The 16,006-nt window shown below is 60.8% G+C and carries 26 protein-coding genes; 2 read left to right on the plus strand and 24 right to left on the minus strand.

Going from position 1 to position 16,006, the window contains the following annotated elements; genetic code table 11:
* The first annotated feature begins 30 nt into the window (after positions 1-30).
* Positions 31-300: a hypothetical protein gene (locus GKZ67_RS20830; protein WP_173247205.1), complete on the plus strand. Its 270-nt coding sequence runs from the start codon at positions 31-33 to the stop codon at positions 298-300.
* A 100-nt stretch (positions 301-400) separates the two neighbouring features.
* Here GKZ67_RS20830 and GKZ67_RS20835 read toward each other — a convergent pair whose 3' ends face one another.
* The 5 genes from GKZ67_RS20835 to GKZ67_RS20855 all read right to left on the minus strand — a co-directional run bounded on the left by GKZ67_RS20835 (position 401) and on the right by GKZ67_RS20855 (position 3,747).
* Positions 401-1,198 (minus strand): PglZ domain-containing protein, encoded by a 798-nt coding sequence (locus GKZ67_RS20835; protein ID WP_173247208.1) that lies wholly within the window; start codon positions 1,196-1,198, stop codon positions 401-403.
* Positions 1,147-1,953, minus strand: coding sequence for a hypothetical protein (locus GKZ67_RS20840; protein ID WP_173247211.1), 807 nt, complete (start codon positions 1,951-1,953; stop codon positions 1,147-1,149). Before GKZ67_RS20840 ends, GKZ67_RS20835 begins: the two co-directional genes overlap by 52 nt.
* Positions 1,950-2,336 (minus strand): hypothetical protein, encoded by a 387-nt coding sequence (locus tag GKZ67_RS20845; protein ID WP_173247213.1) that lies wholly within the window; start codon positions 2,334-2,336, stop codon positions 1,950-1,952. Before GKZ67_RS20845 ends, GKZ67_RS20840 begins: the two co-directional genes overlap by 4 nt.
* A gap of 197 nt (positions 2,337-2,533) precedes the next feature.
* Entirely contained in the window at positions 2,534-3,211 is a 678-nt protein-coding gene (locus GKZ67_RS20850; protein ID WP_173247216.1) for a nuclease-related domain-containing protein, read from the minus strand.
* 179 nt (positions 3,212-3,390) lie between these two features.
* The gene (locus GKZ67_RS20855) at positions 3,391-3,747 is read right to left on the minus strand and encodes a hypothetical protein (RefSeq protein ID WP_173247220.1); all 357 of its coding nucleotides are present in this window, start codon (positions 3,745-3,747) and stop codon (positions 3,391-3,393) included.
* Between the two features lie 71 nt (positions 3,748-3,818).
* Here GKZ67_RS20855 and GKZ67_RS20860 point away from each other — a divergent pair, with 71 nt between their 5' ends.
* Entirely contained in the window at positions 3,819-4,043 is a 225-nt protein-coding gene (locus tag GKZ67_RS20860) for a hypothetical protein (protein ID WP_173247223.1), read from the plus strand.
* On the opposite strand, the gene GKZ67_RS20865 is transcribed toward GKZ67_RS20860, so the two are convergent.
* The 19 genes from GKZ67_RS20865 to GKZ67_RS20955 all read right to left on the minus strand — a co-directional run bounded on the left by GKZ67_RS20865 (position 3,980) and on the right by GKZ67_RS20955 (position 15,342).
* The gene (locus tag GKZ67_RS20865; RefSeq protein ID WP_173247226.1) at positions 3,980-4,390 is read right to left on the minus strand and encodes a hypothetical protein; all 411 of its coding nucleotides are present in this window, start codon (positions 4,388-4,390) and stop codon (positions 3,980-3,982) included. The genes GKZ67_RS20860 and GKZ67_RS20865 overlap by 64 nt on opposite strands.
* 559 nt (positions 4,391-4,949) lie before the next feature.
* A complete protein-coding gene (locus GKZ67_RS20870; RefSeq protein WP_173247229.1) occupies positions 4,950-5,513 on the minus strand; it encodes a hypothetical protein in 564 nt (187 codons plus the stop codon).
* Positions 5,474-5,707, minus strand: a complete 234-nt coding sequence (locus GKZ67_RS20875; RefSeq protein WP_173247232.1) for an Eco57I restriction-modification methylase domain-containing protein — start codon at positions 5,705-5,707, stop codon at positions 5,474-5,476. The genes GKZ67_RS20870 and GKZ67_RS20875 overlap by 40 nt, the downstream gene beginning before the upstream one ends.
* Positions 5,670-6,290: a hypothetical protein gene (locus GKZ67_RS20880; RefSeq protein WP_173247235.1), complete on the minus strand. Its 621-nt coding sequence runs from the start codon at positions 6,288-6,290 to the stop codon at positions 5,670-5,672. The genes GKZ67_RS20875 and GKZ67_RS20880 overlap by 38 nt, the downstream gene beginning before the upstream one ends.
* Positions 6,256-6,741 (minus strand): hypothetical protein, encoded by a 486-nt coding sequence (locus GKZ67_RS20885; protein ID WP_173247238.1) that lies wholly within the window; start codon positions 6,739-6,741, stop codon positions 6,256-6,258. Before GKZ67_RS20885 ends, GKZ67_RS20880 begins: the two co-directional genes overlap by 35 nt.
* 52 nt (positions 6,742-6,793) lie before the next feature.
* Positions 6,794-7,198 carry a hypothetical protein gene (locus GKZ67_RS20890; protein WP_173247241.1) on the minus strand — a complete coding sequence of 135 codons (405 nt, stop codon included), beginning with the start codon at positions 7,196-7,198 and terminating at the stop codon, positions 6,794-6,796.
* Positions 7,198-7,572 (minus strand): hypothetical protein, encoded by a 375-nt coding sequence (locus GKZ67_RS20895; RefSeq protein WP_173247244.1) that lies wholly within the window; start codon positions 7,570-7,572, stop codon positions 7,198-7,200. The genes GKZ67_RS20890 and GKZ67_RS20895 overlap by 1 nt, the downstream gene beginning before the upstream one ends.
* A 94-nt stretch (positions 7,573-7,666) precedes the next feature.
* Positions 7,667-8,440: a hypothetical protein gene (locus GKZ67_RS20900; protein WP_173247247.1), complete on the minus strand. Its 774-nt coding sequence runs from the start codon at positions 8,438-8,440 to the stop codon at positions 7,667-7,669.
* A 112-nt stretch (positions 8,441-8,552) separates the two neighbouring features.
* Entirely contained in the window at positions 8,553-9,506 is a 954-nt protein-coding gene (locus GKZ67_RS20905; RefSeq protein ID WP_173247250.1) for a hypothetical protein, read from the minus strand.
* A complete protein-coding gene (locus GKZ67_RS20910; RefSeq protein ID WP_173247253.1) occupies positions 9,490-9,804 on the minus strand; it encodes a hypothetical protein in 315 nt (104 codons plus the stop codon). The genes GKZ67_RS20905 and GKZ67_RS20910 overlap by 17 nt, the downstream gene beginning before the upstream one ends.
* A gap of 5 nt (positions 9,805-9,809) precedes the next feature.
* A complete protein-coding gene (locus tag GKZ67_RS20915; RefSeq protein ID WP_173247256.1) occupies positions 9,810-10,298 on the minus strand; it encodes a hypothetical protein in 489 nt (162 codons plus the stop codon).
* Positions 10,289-11,011 carry a hypothetical protein gene (locus GKZ67_RS20920; protein WP_173247258.1) on the minus strand — a complete coding sequence of 241 codons (723 nt, stop codon included), beginning with the start codon at positions 11,009-11,011 and terminating at the stop codon, positions 10,289-10,291. The genes GKZ67_RS20915 and GKZ67_RS20920 overlap by 10 nt, the downstream gene beginning before the upstream one ends.
* 95 nt (positions 11,012-11,106) lie before the next feature.
* Entirely contained in the window at positions 11,107-11,271 is a 165-nt protein-coding gene (locus GKZ67_RS20925) for a hypothetical protein (RefSeq protein ID WP_173247261.1), read from the minus strand.
* Positions 11,268-11,864: a BREX protein BrxB domain-containing protein gene (locus GKZ67_RS20930; protein ID WP_173247264.1), complete on the minus strand. Its 597-nt coding sequence runs from the start codon at positions 11,862-11,864 to the stop codon at positions 11,268-11,270. The genes GKZ67_RS20925 and GKZ67_RS20930 overlap by 4 nt, the downstream gene beginning before the upstream one ends.
* Complete coding sequence (locus GKZ67_RS20935) at positions 11,827-12,636, minus strand: BrxA family protein (protein ID WP_173247267.1); 810 nt, start codon at positions 12,634-12,636, stop codon at positions 11,827-11,829. The genes GKZ67_RS20930 and GKZ67_RS20935 overlap by 38 nt, the downstream gene beginning before the upstream one ends.
* A gap of 2 nt (positions 12,637-12,638) precedes the next feature.
* Entirely contained in the window at positions 12,639-13,130 is a 492-nt protein-coding gene (locus tag GKZ67_RS20940; RefSeq protein WP_173247270.1) for a BrxE family protein, read from the minus strand.
* Between the two features lie 166 nt (positions 13,131-13,296).
* Complete coding sequence (locus GKZ67_RS20945) at positions 13,297-13,824, minus strand: hypothetical protein (RefSeq protein WP_173247273.1); 528 nt, start codon at positions 13,822-13,824, stop codon at positions 13,297-13,299.
* 304 nt (positions 13,825-14,128) lie between these two features.
* Positions 14,129-14,389 (minus strand): hypothetical protein, encoded by a 261-nt coding sequence (locus tag GKZ67_RS20950; RefSeq protein WP_173247276.1) that lies wholly within the window; start codon positions 14,387-14,389, stop codon positions 14,129-14,131.
* A gap of 95 nt (positions 14,390-14,484) precedes the next feature.
* Positions 14,485-15,342, minus strand: a complete 858-nt coding sequence (locus GKZ67_RS20955; RefSeq protein ID WP_173247279.1) for a hypothetical protein — start codon at positions 15,340-15,342, stop codon at positions 14,485-14,487.
* Between the last annotated feature and the right edge of the window lie 664 nt (positions 15,343-16,006).

Raw genomic sequence — 16,006 nt, forward strand, 5'->3', positions numbered from 1 at the left:
CAGGCGGAAGAGTTCGACTTGGGTGTCGGGGTGGAGCGCTTGGACGGTGAAGTTGCCTTCAAATTCCTCGTCCATCCGCACGGGCAGGCGCACTACCTCGCCAGCAGGCAGGCGCACGAGCTGCCCAACAGCATCTACTACGGCACTGTGCGCGCCGAGTCGGCCCGCAACCTGACCCTGCGGCCCCAGCACCGCCACCCGGAACTCGACCGGTGGGGCATCATCGTACAGTTGCCCAGCGATAGCTTCGGCCGTAATCATGGGCTGACGGGTGGTAATCGCCGCTTTGGCGTAACGTAGCTCCAGGCGAGTGCGTGCGGGGCCTGCTCAGGTGTTGGCAGCTGTACGCGCAGGGCCGGTAATACCACTTCGGGTAGCGACAAGCCTTCATGGGCGTAGGTTATACCACGCTCAAAAGCTCCCAGTGAGCGTGGTACCACGAAGTGCGGCCACGGCCCCGGAATGCTAACCTGGCCACTTTCAAGGCGCAGCGTACCCGGCGTGTCGGTGGGGCCGCGCCCGAGCAGGCTGCGTACCTTACGGAAGGGCCAGTCACCGGCGGGCACCGGCACCGCGTCCCCACCATCGGGGTAGGATTGAGCACAAAGCCGTGGTCGGTGGCAATGACGATTTCTCGAAAGCCCGCCGCGCCGGCCGCCAGCACGGCCCGCCGCAAAGCCCGCAAGGCTAGTGGAAACTGCCCCAGACCCGCAATGCCTTGGTTTTCGCCGGCCTGGTCCAAGTCAGAGGAGCGCACTACCAGCAGGCGCACCGTGGCCGGCACGGTCGGCGCATTCAGCCATGCTTCCTGCGTGAGCACCCGCACGCGGTCACCGAAGCGCTGTTCCCAGAATTTGTCGCGGGCGCTGGCGTCCGGCACGGGCAGCAATGGTTGGCCAGCCTGCGGCTCGACTTTGCCCGTGGGGCTGCTGGCCAGGGTCCAGTGGCCATCGTGGGGCAGCAGGGCCGACATGCCGATTGGCGTGCTGGTGGGCAGTTGGGCGCAATAGGGCTGAATATGTACCGTGGCACCTTGCTCGATGAGCAAGGTTTTGACTTCCTGGGCTAACTCGTAGCGGAGCGCATCGACCAGAAAGTAGGCAATGCGCCGGCCATCCTGCAAGGCTGGCTGCACGAGCTGGCCCGTCAGCTCGCGGGCATTGAGGAGGCCCGCCGCCGGCCAGCCCTGCGCTTCCACCGCCCCAGTAGGCGCTGCTGTAGCTCGGTGGCCAGGTTGGCATACTGCGTGCGGCAGTCGTGGATGAATTCTTCCAGGTTTGCACTCGCTCCGTCGGGGCGGCCGGTGGCGGTGGGCAATGCTTCGGGTGAGTGGCGGTAGGCAGCTACGGCCGCCTCAAATCGGCGCTGGGCAGCATCGGGCAAGTGCAGGGGGCCAGCGTATGCCGTTACCAGGCGGGGCAGGTCGGCGGGTGGCTCGGCTTTCAGGTAGGCGCGGGCCGCATTTACTTCCTGGTGCAGAGTCAGGCCAGCTTCGGTGAGGTCCCAACGGGCGGCCCCCTGGTCACGCCACACGGAATTCTTTTGCAGTTTCAGCTTGACCGCTGCGGCAGCGAGGTCATTGGTACGGACGGCGGTAAGTACTTGCCCCAATAGATTTAAGTCCTCGAAGCCGAAGGTTAGGCGCTCGCCCAGGTCGTCGTCGGGGCCGAAATAGTTGGCCAGATTTAGCTGGTCGGCCAGGAAGCGGGCTTGTTCCAGGTATTCGGTGGCTTGCTGGCGGCGCAGTTCGTCGGCCAAGCGCAGCACCAGGTCACGGGCCGAGTCAGCAGCCCGGACTACGCCCAGCAGCGCAGGCGGTAGCGGGCAAAGCAAGTCAAATACAAACTCGCCCATCAACACCAGCTGCCAGAGCTTACGGCGGAGCGTGGGCAACGTGTTTTCGGTGGGTAGCACGCCCAATGCCACTTCCGTCAGGCGATGGGCTTCGCTCACCCAGTCGGTGGCGGCCAGCAGGCGCTTATCGGTGTCGGGCTGGGCAGCAGCAGGCCCCGCAGCAACTCGGCCCGCGACTCGCGGCCCGGCAGGTAGTGGCTCAACTGTGGCCACCGCTCGCCGCCGCCCAGGTTGTCGAGCACGGCGAAAGCGGGGGGCTGCGGCGCGGCGAATAATTCGCGGAGCTTGCTGACGTGGTCGGGGTAGCACTGGCGGGCGAGCTGGGCGTATTGCTCGTCATCGGTGCAGCCAAAGGCGCTGCTGGAGGCCGCAAGCGCCCAAAACGGGTCGGCGCGCTGGGCCGTTTCGCCCTGGGGGCGGCCGTGGCCACGTACACCAGCAGCGGCAAGCCGGGGCTGGGGCGACTGCCCAGGTTGGCCCACGCGGCCCAGGCGTGCAGCAGGGCCTGGGTAGGCCCTGGAAGCGCAGCCACCACTATGGCCTGGGGCGCATCGGCAGGCCCTGCCAACTCAGCTACCAATTCGGCGTAGCGTTGCAGGGGGTCGTACACCACCACGCAACGCCGCTTGGTCAGCTTTTGCTGAATTAGGTTTTGAATGAAGGTGCTGATGGTGGGCATTTAAGGCAGAATAAAATTGAAAGGCGAAGCAGTAGGGTCTTCCGGGACTGGTGGGGTGAATTTTTTGTTGGCAGCCTGAGCCTGTTGCTTTGCTAATTTGAGAGCTAACTTTTTCTCCTCTTGTGCTTTAGTTTCATATAAGCTAGCCAAACGTACCAGTTCGTCTTCGTGGTGGCTGGTACCTAGCGCACCAGCTAGCTTGGGCATTACTTCATCACGAAAGGAAAGGACCCGAAACTTATCAGCAGAAACTTCCGCGTGTGCAGCCGCTAAATCTGTTTGCAGTTTAGCAACGCCAGCGCTGTTGTATTTCCATAGGCACCATACTCGCTGAACAGATGCCCACTCAGCGCCATACAGTTCATAAGTAGATTTAAGCTGCCTCAGAATGTCGGGCGTATTTTTACTAACCCGTTCTCTTCGCAAAGGCGGACCACCAAAAAACTTGTGGTCAAAATGCCTGGGAAGCGCTTTGTCAAGTTTAGGATTGTGCGTAGTGGACGTCACGCTGACCTCCACATGCAAATAGGTGGCAGGTTTGCCAGGCTCAGTGCTAGGCTTGATTACCAATAAATCAATCTGCCGCCCTTCAGCACTGGGTATCTTCAAATCAGAAACCGTCAGGCAATGATGATGCAGTCGAAAGTATTGTTCGACAATGCGTTCAGTTGCATTCATAGTCAGTTGCTAAGCGGTTTCTATTTCTTCTGCCACTGTACCCAAGTCCGCCAACGGCCCCTCGTACAGCGCTTCCAATCCGTGGGCGATGGCCAGCGAACGGTCCTGCCGACACTTTTCCCGGACACGGGTCGGGAACATCGTCAGGGCCAAGTGGCTCCAATCGTAATCGCCGGCCACTAGCTTGGCGCGGTGCTGCTCCAGCTTGCGCCGCCAGGCACGGTGGCTGAACAGCTCGGCCAGCAGGCAGGCACTGATGGCCGCCCCGTCGTCGGGTGGGGCTGAAAGCCGGGCTGGTCGAGCACGCTGGTTAGGTGGGTCACGAACTGGTCGAGGCCGGCCACAAGCTGGGCCACCTCGTCGCGGCGTTGCAGCTGCTCGCGAGCCTCGCGGGCGCTGGCCGGCGTGGGGCCGTTGAGCAGCTCACTGAACTGACGTAACTCGTCGCGGGCGCGCTGGCGGCGCGGCTCTACGTAATCGTTGAGGGCGGCGTACAGCGTTTCGCGGCTCAGGCGGGGCGCGTAGAGCCAGAGCACGTAGCTGGTGCCGGGCGCTTGCAGGGGCCAGTAGAGCGGGCCTCGCGCTTGGAGCGGGAGTAGGCCAGCAAGTGGCGATCGAAGAAACCGCCCGCGCCGGGGCGACCCAGCCACTCGGTAAGCCAGCCGGTAAGGTCGGCGCGGGCAGATGCCAGCAGGGCGCGGCTTTCAGCTTCGAGGGCGGCGGCGGTGGCCGGGCGCAGCGTGTCCAGCAGCTGGCGCAGGTGGCGCGCTACATCGTGCGGGTGGTCGGGGTCGAGGGCAGCACGCCCGACCAGGCTACGGGTATGGGGTAAGGAACATCCGCAACGACTACGTCGGCGGCAGTGGCAGCCAGGCGGCCGGTGGCGGGGTGGCGCAGCGCACCGGGCGGAGCGGGCGGCAGGGCCTCGAAGGGCCGGCCGGGCGGGCAGGCCGGTGGGGCCAGAGCCAGGCGTGCATCCCAGCGGCCGAAGGCAGCGCCCAGCAGCCACTGCCAGAGGGCAAATGCTACGTCGTCGGGGCTGCCGGGGGCGGCGCTATCGTCGGCCTCATCGTCTTCGTCGGCCGGTGCTTCGTCATCGGCGCTGGCGCTGCTAGGGGCCGCATAGAATTGCGCGATGGCCGACCGCTCAGCGGGACCGAAGCCGTAGGCGGTGTACACCCGTTCGTTGATTTCGCCTTGAATGCCTTGTACTTCGGCCTGACGGCAGCAGCCCGAGCAGCTTCCAGGGTAGCCGTTTCGGCTAGGGTGGTGGGGTCAGTGGCTGGGAGCGGGGGCGCGCCCACGGCAGCTGCCAAGGCGGGGGACAGGGTTTCTGCAACGGCCGGGCCAGCCAGGGCGGCGGGTAGCAGCACGGCGGGCAGGCGAAAGTGCAAGGACGTCTCGCGGGTGAACTCCCGCGCCCGTTGCACGGCGTGGCCCCGCTGGGCCAGGGCCACCAGCTCGGTCACTACCGGCGCAGCGGCCGGCAATTGCAGAGCGGACGGAAAGGGGGTGCTGTTGAGAGAACCAGATTGAAAGCTGGGAAAACCTTCTCTACCGAGCATTAGTTTGACCAAAAAGTCAAATGGTTGAGAAGCAAGCACAGACATGTTCAACAAGCTTGTCTCTTCAGTTCCTCGTGGGTTTTCTGCTGGGTATATTCCTTGTCCCCGAACGCTGGTGATAGCCCCAACAGGCATTGCCTGTGGGCAGAGCTTAGATGCCCTTAGCTGGTAAGTCAAACCAGCCTTAAAGTAAAGATGAACTGAACGAATGTTCTTTGACCAGCTCCCCCAACTTGATGCGCCCACGCTTTAAGTTCGAGTCCATTCTCTCCCCATAAAACATTAGTATCAAGAGGGCCATAGAATAGTGAAAAACGGCCACCCTTTGAAAACGGCTTCCAATTATTTGAGAAGCATTCGTACCACAACCTGACAAATCTTAAATCGTCACTAGTCTGTAAACCCACTGCCGCATAACCAGCACTAGGTTTAAAAGCTGGCTGTTGAGAAAACTGAGAAAGAATACTTAATCCGGCCCAATAGGAAAAAGCACTCCCCGGTATCTCCTTAAATGCCGTTGTGGGTACTTCAAAACGAAGTGGTGATGCCAGATTTAGCATCCCTTCTTGTAAAGCAGCTTCTTTCTCATCGCCTGGTACATTGAGCAGGCGCAGGAATGTGGTCGGCTGGGCAATGGGTGGGGCTTGCTGAACCACATAAGCGGCAGTTTCCACCATCGCATCAAGCACTTCGCCTCCTAGGTCGGCCACCAGCGGCAGATGGTGGCGCAGCAGCACTTGCTCGCGGAAGGTTTTGAATGACGAGATAAATAGCCCGTGCGCGAGGAAATTATGCCCACGAAGCCGCCCGGCCGCAGCCGGCTCAGCGCCCGCGCCACGAACATGGCGAAGATGTCCATTTTGGCGCTAGGGTAGGTGCGTTCGAGGTAGGACTTACTGGCCGCCGCCGCCGCGCCAAAGGGCGGGTTCATCAGCACAGCATCGTAGCGTAGGCGGCAGAGGTCCACCAGGGCCAGGGTGCGGCCGCGTCGGCGGCGAACAGCTGCCGTTGATACGCATCGGGGCCAGCCGCCTGCTCAGCATACAGGGTGAGCGCGGCCAGTAACAGGCTTTCGGCTTCCTCAAAAAATGCTTTGCGGCGCACCCGGCCCAGCGCTTCAGTGAGGGCAAGCCCAGTTGCTGCGCCGGCGCACCCCGAAACATATCAACCTGCGCAGCCTGGGCCACGGCGGCGCGAGCGTTGGACCAGTTCAGGCGGGCCGCCTCAATGAGGCCGCTCAGCTCCTGCTCCAGCGGCACGAGCCAGCCCGCTTCGCCCACTAGGCGGGTGTGGGCGGCCACACTGCGTAGCAGCCCCGTCAGCACATCGGCCTCGGCCGGGGCCAGAGGTTTGGTTTGGCCGGGCAGCGTCTCATGGCGCAGGGTGCGGCCAAAGGCATTCAGTAGCTCGCCCTCGGCCAGCGGCTCGGCCCATACCAGCCGCGCCTCGCCGATGCGGGGCGCTGGGCGGCCCGCAGTTTCAGGCGCTGCCAGGTGCGGTGCGCCCGCAGCCACAGCGTGAGGCCCGCCACCTGGATGGCGCGGGGTCAATGTCTACGCCGTGCAGGTTATGGGCCAGCACCAGGCCCGGCACCCGCGCCTGAAAGGCCCGGCGCTGGGCAGCCTCGTCGTCGGGGTGCTCGGCCGCCAGCGCCGCCCGCACATCGGTGAGCACGGTAGCGGCGGGCAGCCGGTCCCAGGCATCGAGGTAAATTGTTTCAAACACATCGAAGGCGTACAGACCGAAGTGCATGGAGCCGCAAGCGGGGTCGAGCACGCGCAGGCCACGGGGGTCCGGCAAAGGGAACTCCTCCACTGGCAAGCTCTCAACTGGGGAGCAGCCTTTTCTTTTTTGGCCTTCGCCCCAGCCGCCGGGCCGGTGGGGAGCCACGGCCGGCGTGGCAGTCGGGGCTACCTCAGTATCCGGGGCTTCGCTAGCAACCAGGTAGCGGCAGCGGGCAGCCAAGGCCGGAGAGGGCCGGCCAGGTCGCGCCAGCGGCGGCCCAGCGTGTTATCGGTCAGAAACTCGACGACATAGCGCGGGGTAAAAAACTGGTTACGCACGGCCATTTCGCGGCTCGTGCGCGGGCGCGACTACTGGCCCGCATGGCCTGGCGCTCGGCATCGGAGTTGAAGTACTGGTAGAGCCAGCCCAGTGTCTCATCGGCATCCCAGGCAAAGCCCAGGTCGGGGCGGCGCAAGTGAGTGAGCACCATCTCAAATGCGGCCTGGCGCGGCCAAAGTAGCCCATAGGGCGAGAAGGCCCCGAACAGGCCCGGTAGCTCACGAGCCAGCCGGTCAAAGTTGGCCCGGATGAAGGCGGCGTAGCGGGCATCGCCGCTGGGGTAGGCCTGGCTGGTATAGAGGGAAAATAGGTCGGTGTAGCCTTCTGATTGCGGGCCACGGCGCAGGCATTCCAGCACTATCTCGCGCTCCTCGGCCAGCCGTAGGGCCGTGAGGCGGTTGAGAAATGTATAGGCCTGTTCGAGCAGCAGCCGGGCAACGCTTCGGCCAAGCGAGGCGGGCCACTGGCGGTGGCACCGGGCACAGTAGTGGCCAGGTAGTGCAGGCGCTCTTGCAGCCGCGCCGCGCTGGCGCGAGTGGCCCGGTCGGCGTTGGGCAGCTCAGTTGGGGCCGTCAGCTTTACACCCGTGTAGGCGGGCGGCGCGCCAGCGGTCACTGGAGCCAGCTGGAAGAAGATGCCGTAGCCGGGCAGCTGCTGCTCAAAGTCGCGGTAGAGAGCAGCACGGGCATCGGCCACAAACTGGCGGAGCAAAGAGCGTTCGGCGGGCGTCATAGCGTGGGAAAAACCGCTACCCGGCTCCGATGAAATTACTTGATGAGCAAGTTCAATTGGAGTAGGGTAGCGGGTAGCAGAAAATTAGTACGGGTTAGTCTTCAAAATCAAGTTCGACGGCCTGGCCGGTGGTGAAGCCGGCGCGCAGCCGTTGCAGGCGGTCAATCAACTGGTCGAGGTCGGCGACGGAGGTGAGGCGGCGGCGCAGGCGTAGCGGCGTAGCCATCTCGCCAGGCTTGCCTTGGTCGTCTTCGGCTACTTCGCTGGGCGGCGGCGCGGGCGGGCGGGCTTCGCTCACGCGCTGGCGCAGGCCTGCCAGGCGTTCTTCTACCGCGTAACCGTGGTTTTGCAGGTCTTCCAGGTCGCGCAGGGTGCCAGGGCGCACCCGCTCGTAAGGCTGCATGAGGGCCGTTAGCGCATCGTCAATCGCAGTTTGGGCTTCCACGTCCAGGTAGCTCCAGGTGTAGAGGCCGCGCAGCTCGGCCGCTGTTTGGCGCAGGCGCTCTACCTGGTGGCTGGCCAGGGCCTGCACCCCGGCTTTCAGGGCGGCATCGAGCTGCCGGTGGGCAGCGGTCAGGTCGGCCGTGCGCCCGCCAAACGTGTCGTGCGTCAGCAACTCATCCAGCTTGGCCAGGGGCTCGGCCGTAGCGCGGCGCAGCTCAGCCAGGGCTACCACGTCGGGTAGGCGAGCCAGACGCTCGCGCAGCGGCAGCAGCTCCCGCAGCGTGTTTTCCAAGCCCGTGTCGAACTGCCGTTTGAGGTTGTCGGCCCAGCTCAGGTCCGAAACCAATTGATTGTCAGGGTCACCGAGGCGGCTGATTACATCGGCATCATCGCCAGCCAGCAAGTCGCGCAGCTGCGTGAGCACCCGCTCAGCCCGCTCGGGCCGGGCACCTGCACAGCCTGTAAACGGCTGGGTAGGCCGGCCAGCGCGGTTATTTTTCCCGGAAAGAACTCGCGGGCCGCCCGGCCGATACCGTTCAGCGTGGGGACACCGTTTCGGTAGTCAGCTCTTCTAGGCGGAAGGCCGCCTTGTTGCGCAGCTCGGCCGAGGGCACGCCATCGGCCAGGCGCAGCGTCACGCGGTTGAAGCCGCTCGTATTGCCGATGGCAGCGCGGGCCTCGGTGCTGGTGCCGCTTACGTCCTGCCCACCGGTGCGCAGCTTGATGCGCCCGTCGCGCAGCAAGGCCGCTACCAGGTAGCGGGTGGTGTCTTTCGACCAGCCGAAAGGTGGCCCGCTGAACACGTCGAGCAGCGGGCGGCCATCAGCTTGCAGGTGGCGGCGCAGATAATCGGCCACGGCCACCAGCGCGGGGTGGTCGGCTCGCACCGCCCCGTTGCTATCGGCCAGGCCCAGCGGGTCAAACTGCGTGGGCAGGGTAGTCAGGTCTTTTGCTTGCAGAAACTGCACCGCTGCTTCGGCCGCGGTGGGCTGGCCCGCGAGGTTGTACTTTTCATACGTCAGCTCGGCCACGTCTTTCAGCCGCTTGCCCAGGGCACCCGGTAGGGTGCTAGCCTCGGTGCGGGCCGCCGTCTGCGAGCCCCGGAAGATGAAAGAGCCATTTTCGAGGCTCTGGCGCACTTTCTGGCCTAGCTCACGCATTAGCCGGCGCGTCAGTTCCTGCTGGCTCCGCACGTACTGCGCCTCGTCGCCGGGGCGAGCCGAGTGCTGGTTGAGGCGCACGATTTCGCCGGCCCGGTAGAGGTCGCGCACTTGGTCGTGCCAGCCAGCGGGTAGCTGGCCGCAGGCATACAGCCGGTTGTGTTCCTGCGGGTCGGTCGAGCGCAGGGCCAGCTGGCTTAGCTGGGTCTGATACTCGGCGGGGTCGAGCAGCGTCACGACTACCTGAATGGGGTCGGCCCCGGCCGCCACCTGCGATAGCACATCGGCCCCGGATACCAGAACAGGCCCGCTACTACGGCCGGTTGCCACCCAGCATCGTGCGGCGGGTGGTGTCGGGCAGTAGTTCTTTCAGCACCTCGTGTTCCAAGCGCAGCCGGTCGGCGGTGAGCGGTTGAAGCTTGTTGCGCTCGGTTTCCAACTCCTTCACCTCGTCGCTCATGATACGCACCTGGTCGTTGAGCAGGGCGAAAGGCAGCGCGTCGCTGGCAATAAGCTGTTCCAGCGCTTGCTTCACTTGGGCCGGGGTGCGGAGCTGACGGGCATCGGGCTGGAGCAGGGCCGCCACGTTGACAAACGTGACGGGTACTACTTCCTCAATGATTTGCATGACGGCTACCGCCGCCGCCGCTTCGGCTTCCAGCGAACTGGCCCCAAACAGCTGGCGGCCTTATCTACGGCCGTGGCCAGGTAGGGCAGGGAGCGGCTGATTTCCAGCGTCAGCACCCGGTAAAAGTCGGTAAGGGTAATGAGGCGGCCGGGTGCGGCATCGGCTACTGCCGTGCCACTGGTTTTATCGAGTAGCATATCCTGCGTCAGCTTCAAGGCCGAGCGCAGGCCCAGCCCGCCGTGCTTGGTAGCCAGCCGGCTCAGTAGCCGCAGCATCAAGGCAAAGTGCTGCGGCAGGAAGGGGTACAGGTCAACGAATCGGTCCTGGCTGAATTCCGGTAGCCGTAGCACGCTCACATCTTGCAGGCGAGTAGCGTGTTGAACGCTCTGGCTGACCTGCTCAAATAGCTGACGTAGTGTAGTTACGCCAGGCGCATTCTTCTTCAGCAAACGCTCGGTAATGATGTGCCCGATATCGCTGGACTCTAACTCCAAGCCAAGTGGGAAACGGGCCGCAGCTTCGCCAGCTTGGCCGAGTTGAGGGCCGCGTCAGGGTTATCATTGGTCAATGTCTGCTGGGCCGTCACCATCAGCAGCGCGTGGCCTTGTTGTTTCAAGGCTTCCGCTAGGCCCTGCAATGCATGGATGCGGTCGTCGGAAGGGGCCACGTACTGGCCCACTTCGTCAATCACAAAAATCACGTTGTGGTAGCCGGTACGCTGCCGCACTAGGCTCAGCATGGTAGCTACATCTTCGTCGAGCCCGCGCTCGATTTGCAGCTCTGCCGTGTTGGCCAGCGTGTCGGGCGTGGAGAAGCTTTGCGGGTAAAATTCATGGGCCAGCTGCGAAGCCACCTGAATACCGAAGTAGGGGTCATCGCGCACTTCCTCCCAGGTTAGGCCGCTGGCTTCTTCCTGCGCCCGCGCCTTGAAAGCGTCCAGCTTGCCATCGCGCAGCAGCCTCAGCTCCAGGTCGCGGGTGCGGGCCTCGGTCGAGAAACCCGCCCATTGCAGCACTTTGCGGTACATCTCTTCGTGTACCAACCGCATTGCGCCGCTGGCTTCCGAGGCGAGGTCCAGCATCACCACGGCGGCCGGGTGGCGCTGCGCCAGCGTCAGCAGGCGCTGGCGCAAGGTGGGATTGAGTCGGTCGGCCAGCTGCTCCCGAAATGGCCGGCCATCCAATTTCTTGTCAGTGTCCAGGGCCATGCCCAGGTACTTGGTAAAGGAGCTTTTGCCGGAGCCGTAAAAGCCAGATACCCAAATACCAACTTCGGTGTTAGCGCTGCCATTGGCCCCATCTTCTACCGCTTCAAGCAGCTTCTCAATTCGCTCCTCGATGTGGGGGTAGTGACGTACTCCTGCACTTCCATCAGCAGCGCGGCTTCGCGCTTGGCGTTGGTGCCATAATTCACGACCGGCTCAATCGGGCGCTCTATTTCTAGGTTAAAAAGAGTACGAATGCTCATGCAGTGGTGGCCTCAAAGTGGGTGGAGCGATAGTTGCCGTCTTCGGGATAGAAGCCCAAGAATTTCAGCGCGTACTTGGCCGTGCGCTGGCCGGGGTAAAACACGATGACAGGGCCTTTCAGCGTCTGGGTAAGCTGGTTTTCGATGGTACCAATGCGAACGGCCGGGTGCAGGGCTTCTAGGTCGGTGAGCAGTAGCACGGTCTTCTCACCCGAAGCGCCAAAGCGCGTGGTGATGTCAGCCGCCAGCTTTTCGCCTGCTGGCCCCGTGATTTGGTGCAGCAGCTTCGGGCTGGCCGCGAACTTATCGGCAGCCGGCAGCGGCTTGGTGGCTTCCAGCTGTAATGACCTGGACAGGAGCGGATGCTTCTCGGCCAAGCCCGGCAGCTCTTTAGCAAAGCTGTATTCCCGCGTCTTATAACCGTTGTCAGTCAGGCGCTTTCGCCACTTGTGCAGCTGCCGTTTCACTTCCAACGCTTGGTCCGGCGGAAAAACGAGATAGTAAAACTGCGCCGCCCCGGTCGGGTTAATAGTTTGGTAGCGCGTGTTCAGCGCATCAAGCAACTGCGTAAATGCTTCGGTGAGTGAGGTCATGCAGGAGCGCAGTAGTGGTGGGATAAGTCCATTCGAGGCGGAGCACGTCGCCGGCTGATAGCACGGTAAGCCAGTTGTGCAGGGTCAGGCGGCGCAAAGCGGGCAGCACATCGGCGCTTTGCAGGCCGAGTACTTGCCACAGCGGGTGGGCCAGCAGCGCGGGTACATCTAAGTGCAACTCATGCAGCCAATAAGCTAGATACACCACTGTTTCGGGGTGCGGCTGAAATGGCCGTAGCGAGCGAGTTCCCTGCCGGTTGGGCGCGCCCAGCAGGCCAAATTCGGTGAGGGTGCCGGTCAGGCGGCGGGCGGTGCGCTCGGTTAAGCCTTCCGACCAGTCGCTGCCCGTGCGCCCCAGCTTCTGGGCCTCGCGCAAAAAGTCCTGCGCTGCTTCCTTTGGCAGGTCGCGGCGGCCAGCATAGTGGGCAGGCCAGTAAACTTCTTGCAGAAAAGCCAGCAGCTCCGGGTGCGCAGCCGCAGTGTGCAGCAAGCATACTTCAGTAAAGATGCCCGCTGTAGGCAACTGCTTGGCCAACTCCTGAATATGAACCACGGGTTGTGGCTGGCCCCGCATGAAACGGCGGCTGAATACCGCCACCACGTCCCGGATGCGAGCTTCGGTGGCCCGGCCCAGGTAGCCGGCGGCCAGCGCCTCCTGGGCCAGTTTTTGAGCTGTGATGCCCGGCTGCCAATGCTGGGCCAATTGATGCACCTCGGGTAGCAGGGCCTGCCCCTTGTTGAGGGCCGCCGTGAAAAGCTGGGTAGTACGCATAATCAGGCCGTGGTGAAGTAAGGAAATACCTGTACACCGCCCCGCAAAGCAGCCCCGTAGCAGGACCGCAATGCCGGCAGCGCCGACCCGGAAAGCAAATCGGCACTGCTGCCCAGCCGTTGGGCACCCGTAGCCAGCGTAGCCGTTGTGGTTGGTACCGTCCGCAAGGCATCTTTCTCACTTAGCCACTGCTGCGCCTGGGCTACCGGCAGTTGTAGGCCGGTGTAATAGATGGCTTCTTCCAGACCTTCGGGCAGCCGGAATAAATGATAATCCATTCCCGACAGCCACTTATCGTGCGCCTGACAGGCTGCCTGACTACTAAGTTGCCAGGCCACGGCGGGCGCGGCATCGGCGAATAAATGCTTAAAATCCAACGCGGCATCGGCGGTCAGGCAGCTGGTGGGCCACCAGCTAGGCGTGCTCGCTTCCCCCGCGTAGGCTACCTGCAACCGAAGCAGCAAAAACTGTTCAACTAACTCTGCAAACGTCATAGCGAATAAAGTGGAAGGTCGAAGGTAACGACCTGTTTCCACTTTGCCTGCGCTACGTTTGGGCTTCTCGGCTTAACTCGTTGGGCCGCCAGGCAGACCATTTACTTTCGCAAGTGCTTCCACTCGCAGTCATCAGTAAACAGGTCAGGGGTGAAGTATAATTTACTTAGGATGTCAAGCAGCTTGTTTGATTTGGAAATGCCGCCACAAAACTCCGGCTCCGTTGCAATTGTAAAACCAGCCAGCCGCTCAAAAATCCATTGCATGAGTAGCGTTTGCGGGCCAGTAGGTCCACAATTTTACGCTTGGGCATGTAGGTAAATCGGCCACCGCCTTCGGTATAATGGTTGCGGTACGTGAAGAAATCCAGGTCAATATCAAAGTAAGCGGCCTGCTCATTGGACGCTAACAGAGCTGCTTCTAATTGTTGCGGGGTCTTGAATTTGCGGACTATGTGGGTATTGCCAAACTTGTCCGTAAAGTGCTCATCATCCCACTCTTCGCCATCACCATCCCGGCAGTGAACGTACACGTTGCCAATTAGATTAAGGTAAGCCGCTGCCATAATCTGACCGTCGTTATTGCCGGGCAGGCTGGCCCAGCAAAATCCAGCTACTGCCGCGTCGTCGGTTTGGTCTAATTTATCAAGCCACTCCTGCTCGATGTCGCCGGGTAGCCTAAGTCCTGATGCCAATCCAAGCTGACCAAGCAGGGCGGGGCCTTTTGCTTCAATTCGCGCGTCCAGCGAAGCCAGTAGTAGAAGGCGTAGCGATGCTCCTGAAACAGGGCAACCTCCACTACCCGACCATCGCCCGACGGATGCGTCAGTATCTGTATTCTACAGCCTGGGGCATGGCATAATTGCCATTGCGGAAGGTCAGCTCTATTTTCTTGAATTCTGGGGCAGGCCAATCCGGTAAATCCATGCAGTAGTCGGCAAATAAGTGTTAGTATGCTAGTCGCTTGCAGATATTCCCTGCCTAATTTAGGCCGGTTTGCTACGCTGCATCTTTCTCTTTTTGGATTGCCAGCCAAACATCAGCTTCCATTCCGCTCATGTACTCATGCCGCAGATGCGTCAGAAACGCTTTGCGGGCATCCTCCGTAACTAAATCCAGCTTTAAATCAACAGCAGGAGTTGTAACCACATGCACGCTGGATTCAATGTCCCGTCCCGGACTACAAGTAAATAGACCTTCGGTTATCAAATTCTCTACTGCTTGGTAAAGAGCGTAAACTTCTAAGTCTTCCAGCTCCACGGCCTGTAGCCAAGTGTTAAAATCGGTCGTCCGTTTCCGCTCGCGTATCATAAGTAAGGGGTTTTGTTCTACACTAGGGTGTCTTCTCTTCTTTACTACAGAGAGTTGCGTTTGATGTCGATTTGGCGCAACTTCTGTGCTGGTTCAGCGAAAACATACCCGGTTGCCGCGCTTAACTCATAGAAAACGATGTTGGGTGTCATTTCGGGGAAAGGGTTACTGCCTTCTAACCCTTGCCTGATTAAGCCCCGCGCCATTTCTTTAATCTCATCGACCTTCGCAGGGTCGTTGTCCCAACCGTGAGGAATCGACCCGCTAATCATCTGTTGCATTAAGCCTTGCGCCGCTTCTAATTTTTTGACCTGCTCCATGCTTGAAGTCAGTACCAAATCGTAGTTGTCAACTGGTAGGTTGTCTTGCCGGTGGCCCGAGGCGTTGGCTCCGATTACCATATAGCGTGCCGATAAATTTTTGCCGTGCTCATGGGCAAAGGCGAAAAACTGAGTAGCCATGTGGTTTTGGTGGCGGACCATTTGCAGTGATTCCTCCACGATTTGCAGTTTGCCTAAGTCACCGGCAAAATGGGCCTTTACCACCTCCTCTTTAATCGCTCCTTGCTCATCGAGGTTCGCCATGATAACCGCTACGACTTCAAGCATTTGTGCTTTTATGTCGTGCGCATTTTGATTAAATAGCGTCGTAACGTCAGTTACGACCTCATCAAATGTGTTGTTGGTGTTTGTCAAGGCTCCCAGATAGTTGTAGAGGTCGCCTGCCTTGGCAGGTAGGCCCACCACCGCGACGGCTACCGTGGGTGAGAGTAGCCGCACCTTGCGTGCGTCGGTAAGGTGGAGCGTAACTGACTCAGAGCCTTTGCTTTGGGTTATTATAAGGTTTGTATCAACGCCAATGAGTATAAAGTTATTGGTCACAATGTATCCTATTCTGTCCATAAAACTGAAAGCGTTTAGAAAAAGACAAGCTGTAAATTTACGAGAAAGTAAGCTCGTAACTAGCGCCCCATTTTGAGAAAGCGTCTATCGCCGCGCAACTTCAGTTGCTACTCGGGACAAAAGCACTTTTTCACCACTGCGCCACCCATCTATTGCTTCATCCCGCAGTGTGCTTACTCCTCCTTTTACTAATCGTGGGTGCTCATTGGTCCGAAACGCATCGTATGCTGGATTCTCCCAAAATTGAGCATAGCGGGCTAGTGCTTCACTTTCCAGGTAGAAGTGTTCGGTCCAGGTTATTTCATCCTCGCGCTCATGTAGGCTCACCCAATAGTGAGTAACAACTTGAGCCAGCACGGGCGTCAACCGGAGGGCCGCCAGCGCACGCTGCACGGCTACCCAATCGGTACTGTACCAGCCGTACCAGTCGCCTTCTGAATTAATTGCTGCGGTGTGCTCCCGTAGCAAGCCCTATTCTTTAAGTGCTTTTTCGTGGCGGCTATTGCCGGAAAATGAAGAATGAATACGGTAATAGGTTATTCTAGAATGCCAGCAGGAGAAGGGGGTAAATACAACTTGGTGTTCTGAATTTCCAGCTGGCACTACGTATTCCTGCACGTAAACGCCCCAGGGTTTTCTCCCCATCGCAAGCATAAAGAAGCAT

Source organism: Hymenobacter sp. BRD67, from assembly GCF_013256425.1.
Lineage (GTDB): Bacteria > Bacteroidota > Bacteroidia > Cytophagales > Hymenobacteraceae > Hymenobacter.

Coding starts and splice junctions, on each gene's coding strand:
- GKZ67_RS20920 (WP_173247258.1), bottom strand. CDS start 11,011: ATGGCCCTGGACACTGACAAGAAATTGGATGGCCGGCCATTTCGGGAG.
- GKZ67_RS20955 (WP_173247279.1), bottom strand. CDS start 15,342: ATGGACAGAATAGGATACATTGTGACCAATAACTTTATACTCATTGGC.
- GKZ67_RS20935 (WP_173247267.1), bottom strand. CDS start 12,636: ATGCGTACTACCCAGCTTTTCACGGCGGCCCTCAACAAGGGGCAGGCC.
- GKZ67_RS20875 (WP_173247232.1), bottom strand. CDS start 5,707: ATGAACCCGCCCTTTGGCGCGGCGGCGGCGGCCAGTAAGTCCTACCTC.
- GKZ67_RS20925 (WP_173247261.1), bottom strand. CDS start 11,271: ATGAGCATTCGTACTCTTTTTAACCTAGAAATAGAGCGCCCGATTGAG.
- GKZ67_RS20910 (WP_173247253.1), bottom strand. CDS start 9,804: ATGCAAATCATTGAGGAAGTAGTACCCGTCACGTTTGTCAACGTGGCG.
- GKZ67_RS20850 (WP_173247216.1), bottom strand. CDS start 3,211: ATGAATGCAACTGAACGCATTGTCGAACAATACTTTCGACTGCATCAT.
- GKZ67_RS20930 (WP_173247264.1), bottom strand. CDS start 11,864: ATGACCTCACTCACCGAAGCATTTACGCAGTTGCTTGATGCGCTGAAC.
- GKZ67_RS20940 (WP_173247270.1), bottom strand. CDS start 13,130: ATGACGTTTGCAGAGTTAGTTGAACAGTTTTTGCTGCTTCGGTTGCAG.
- GKZ67_RS20895 (WP_173247244.1), bottom strand. CDS start 7,572: ATGACGCCCGCCGAACGCTCTTTGCTCCGCCAGTTTGTGGCCGATGCC.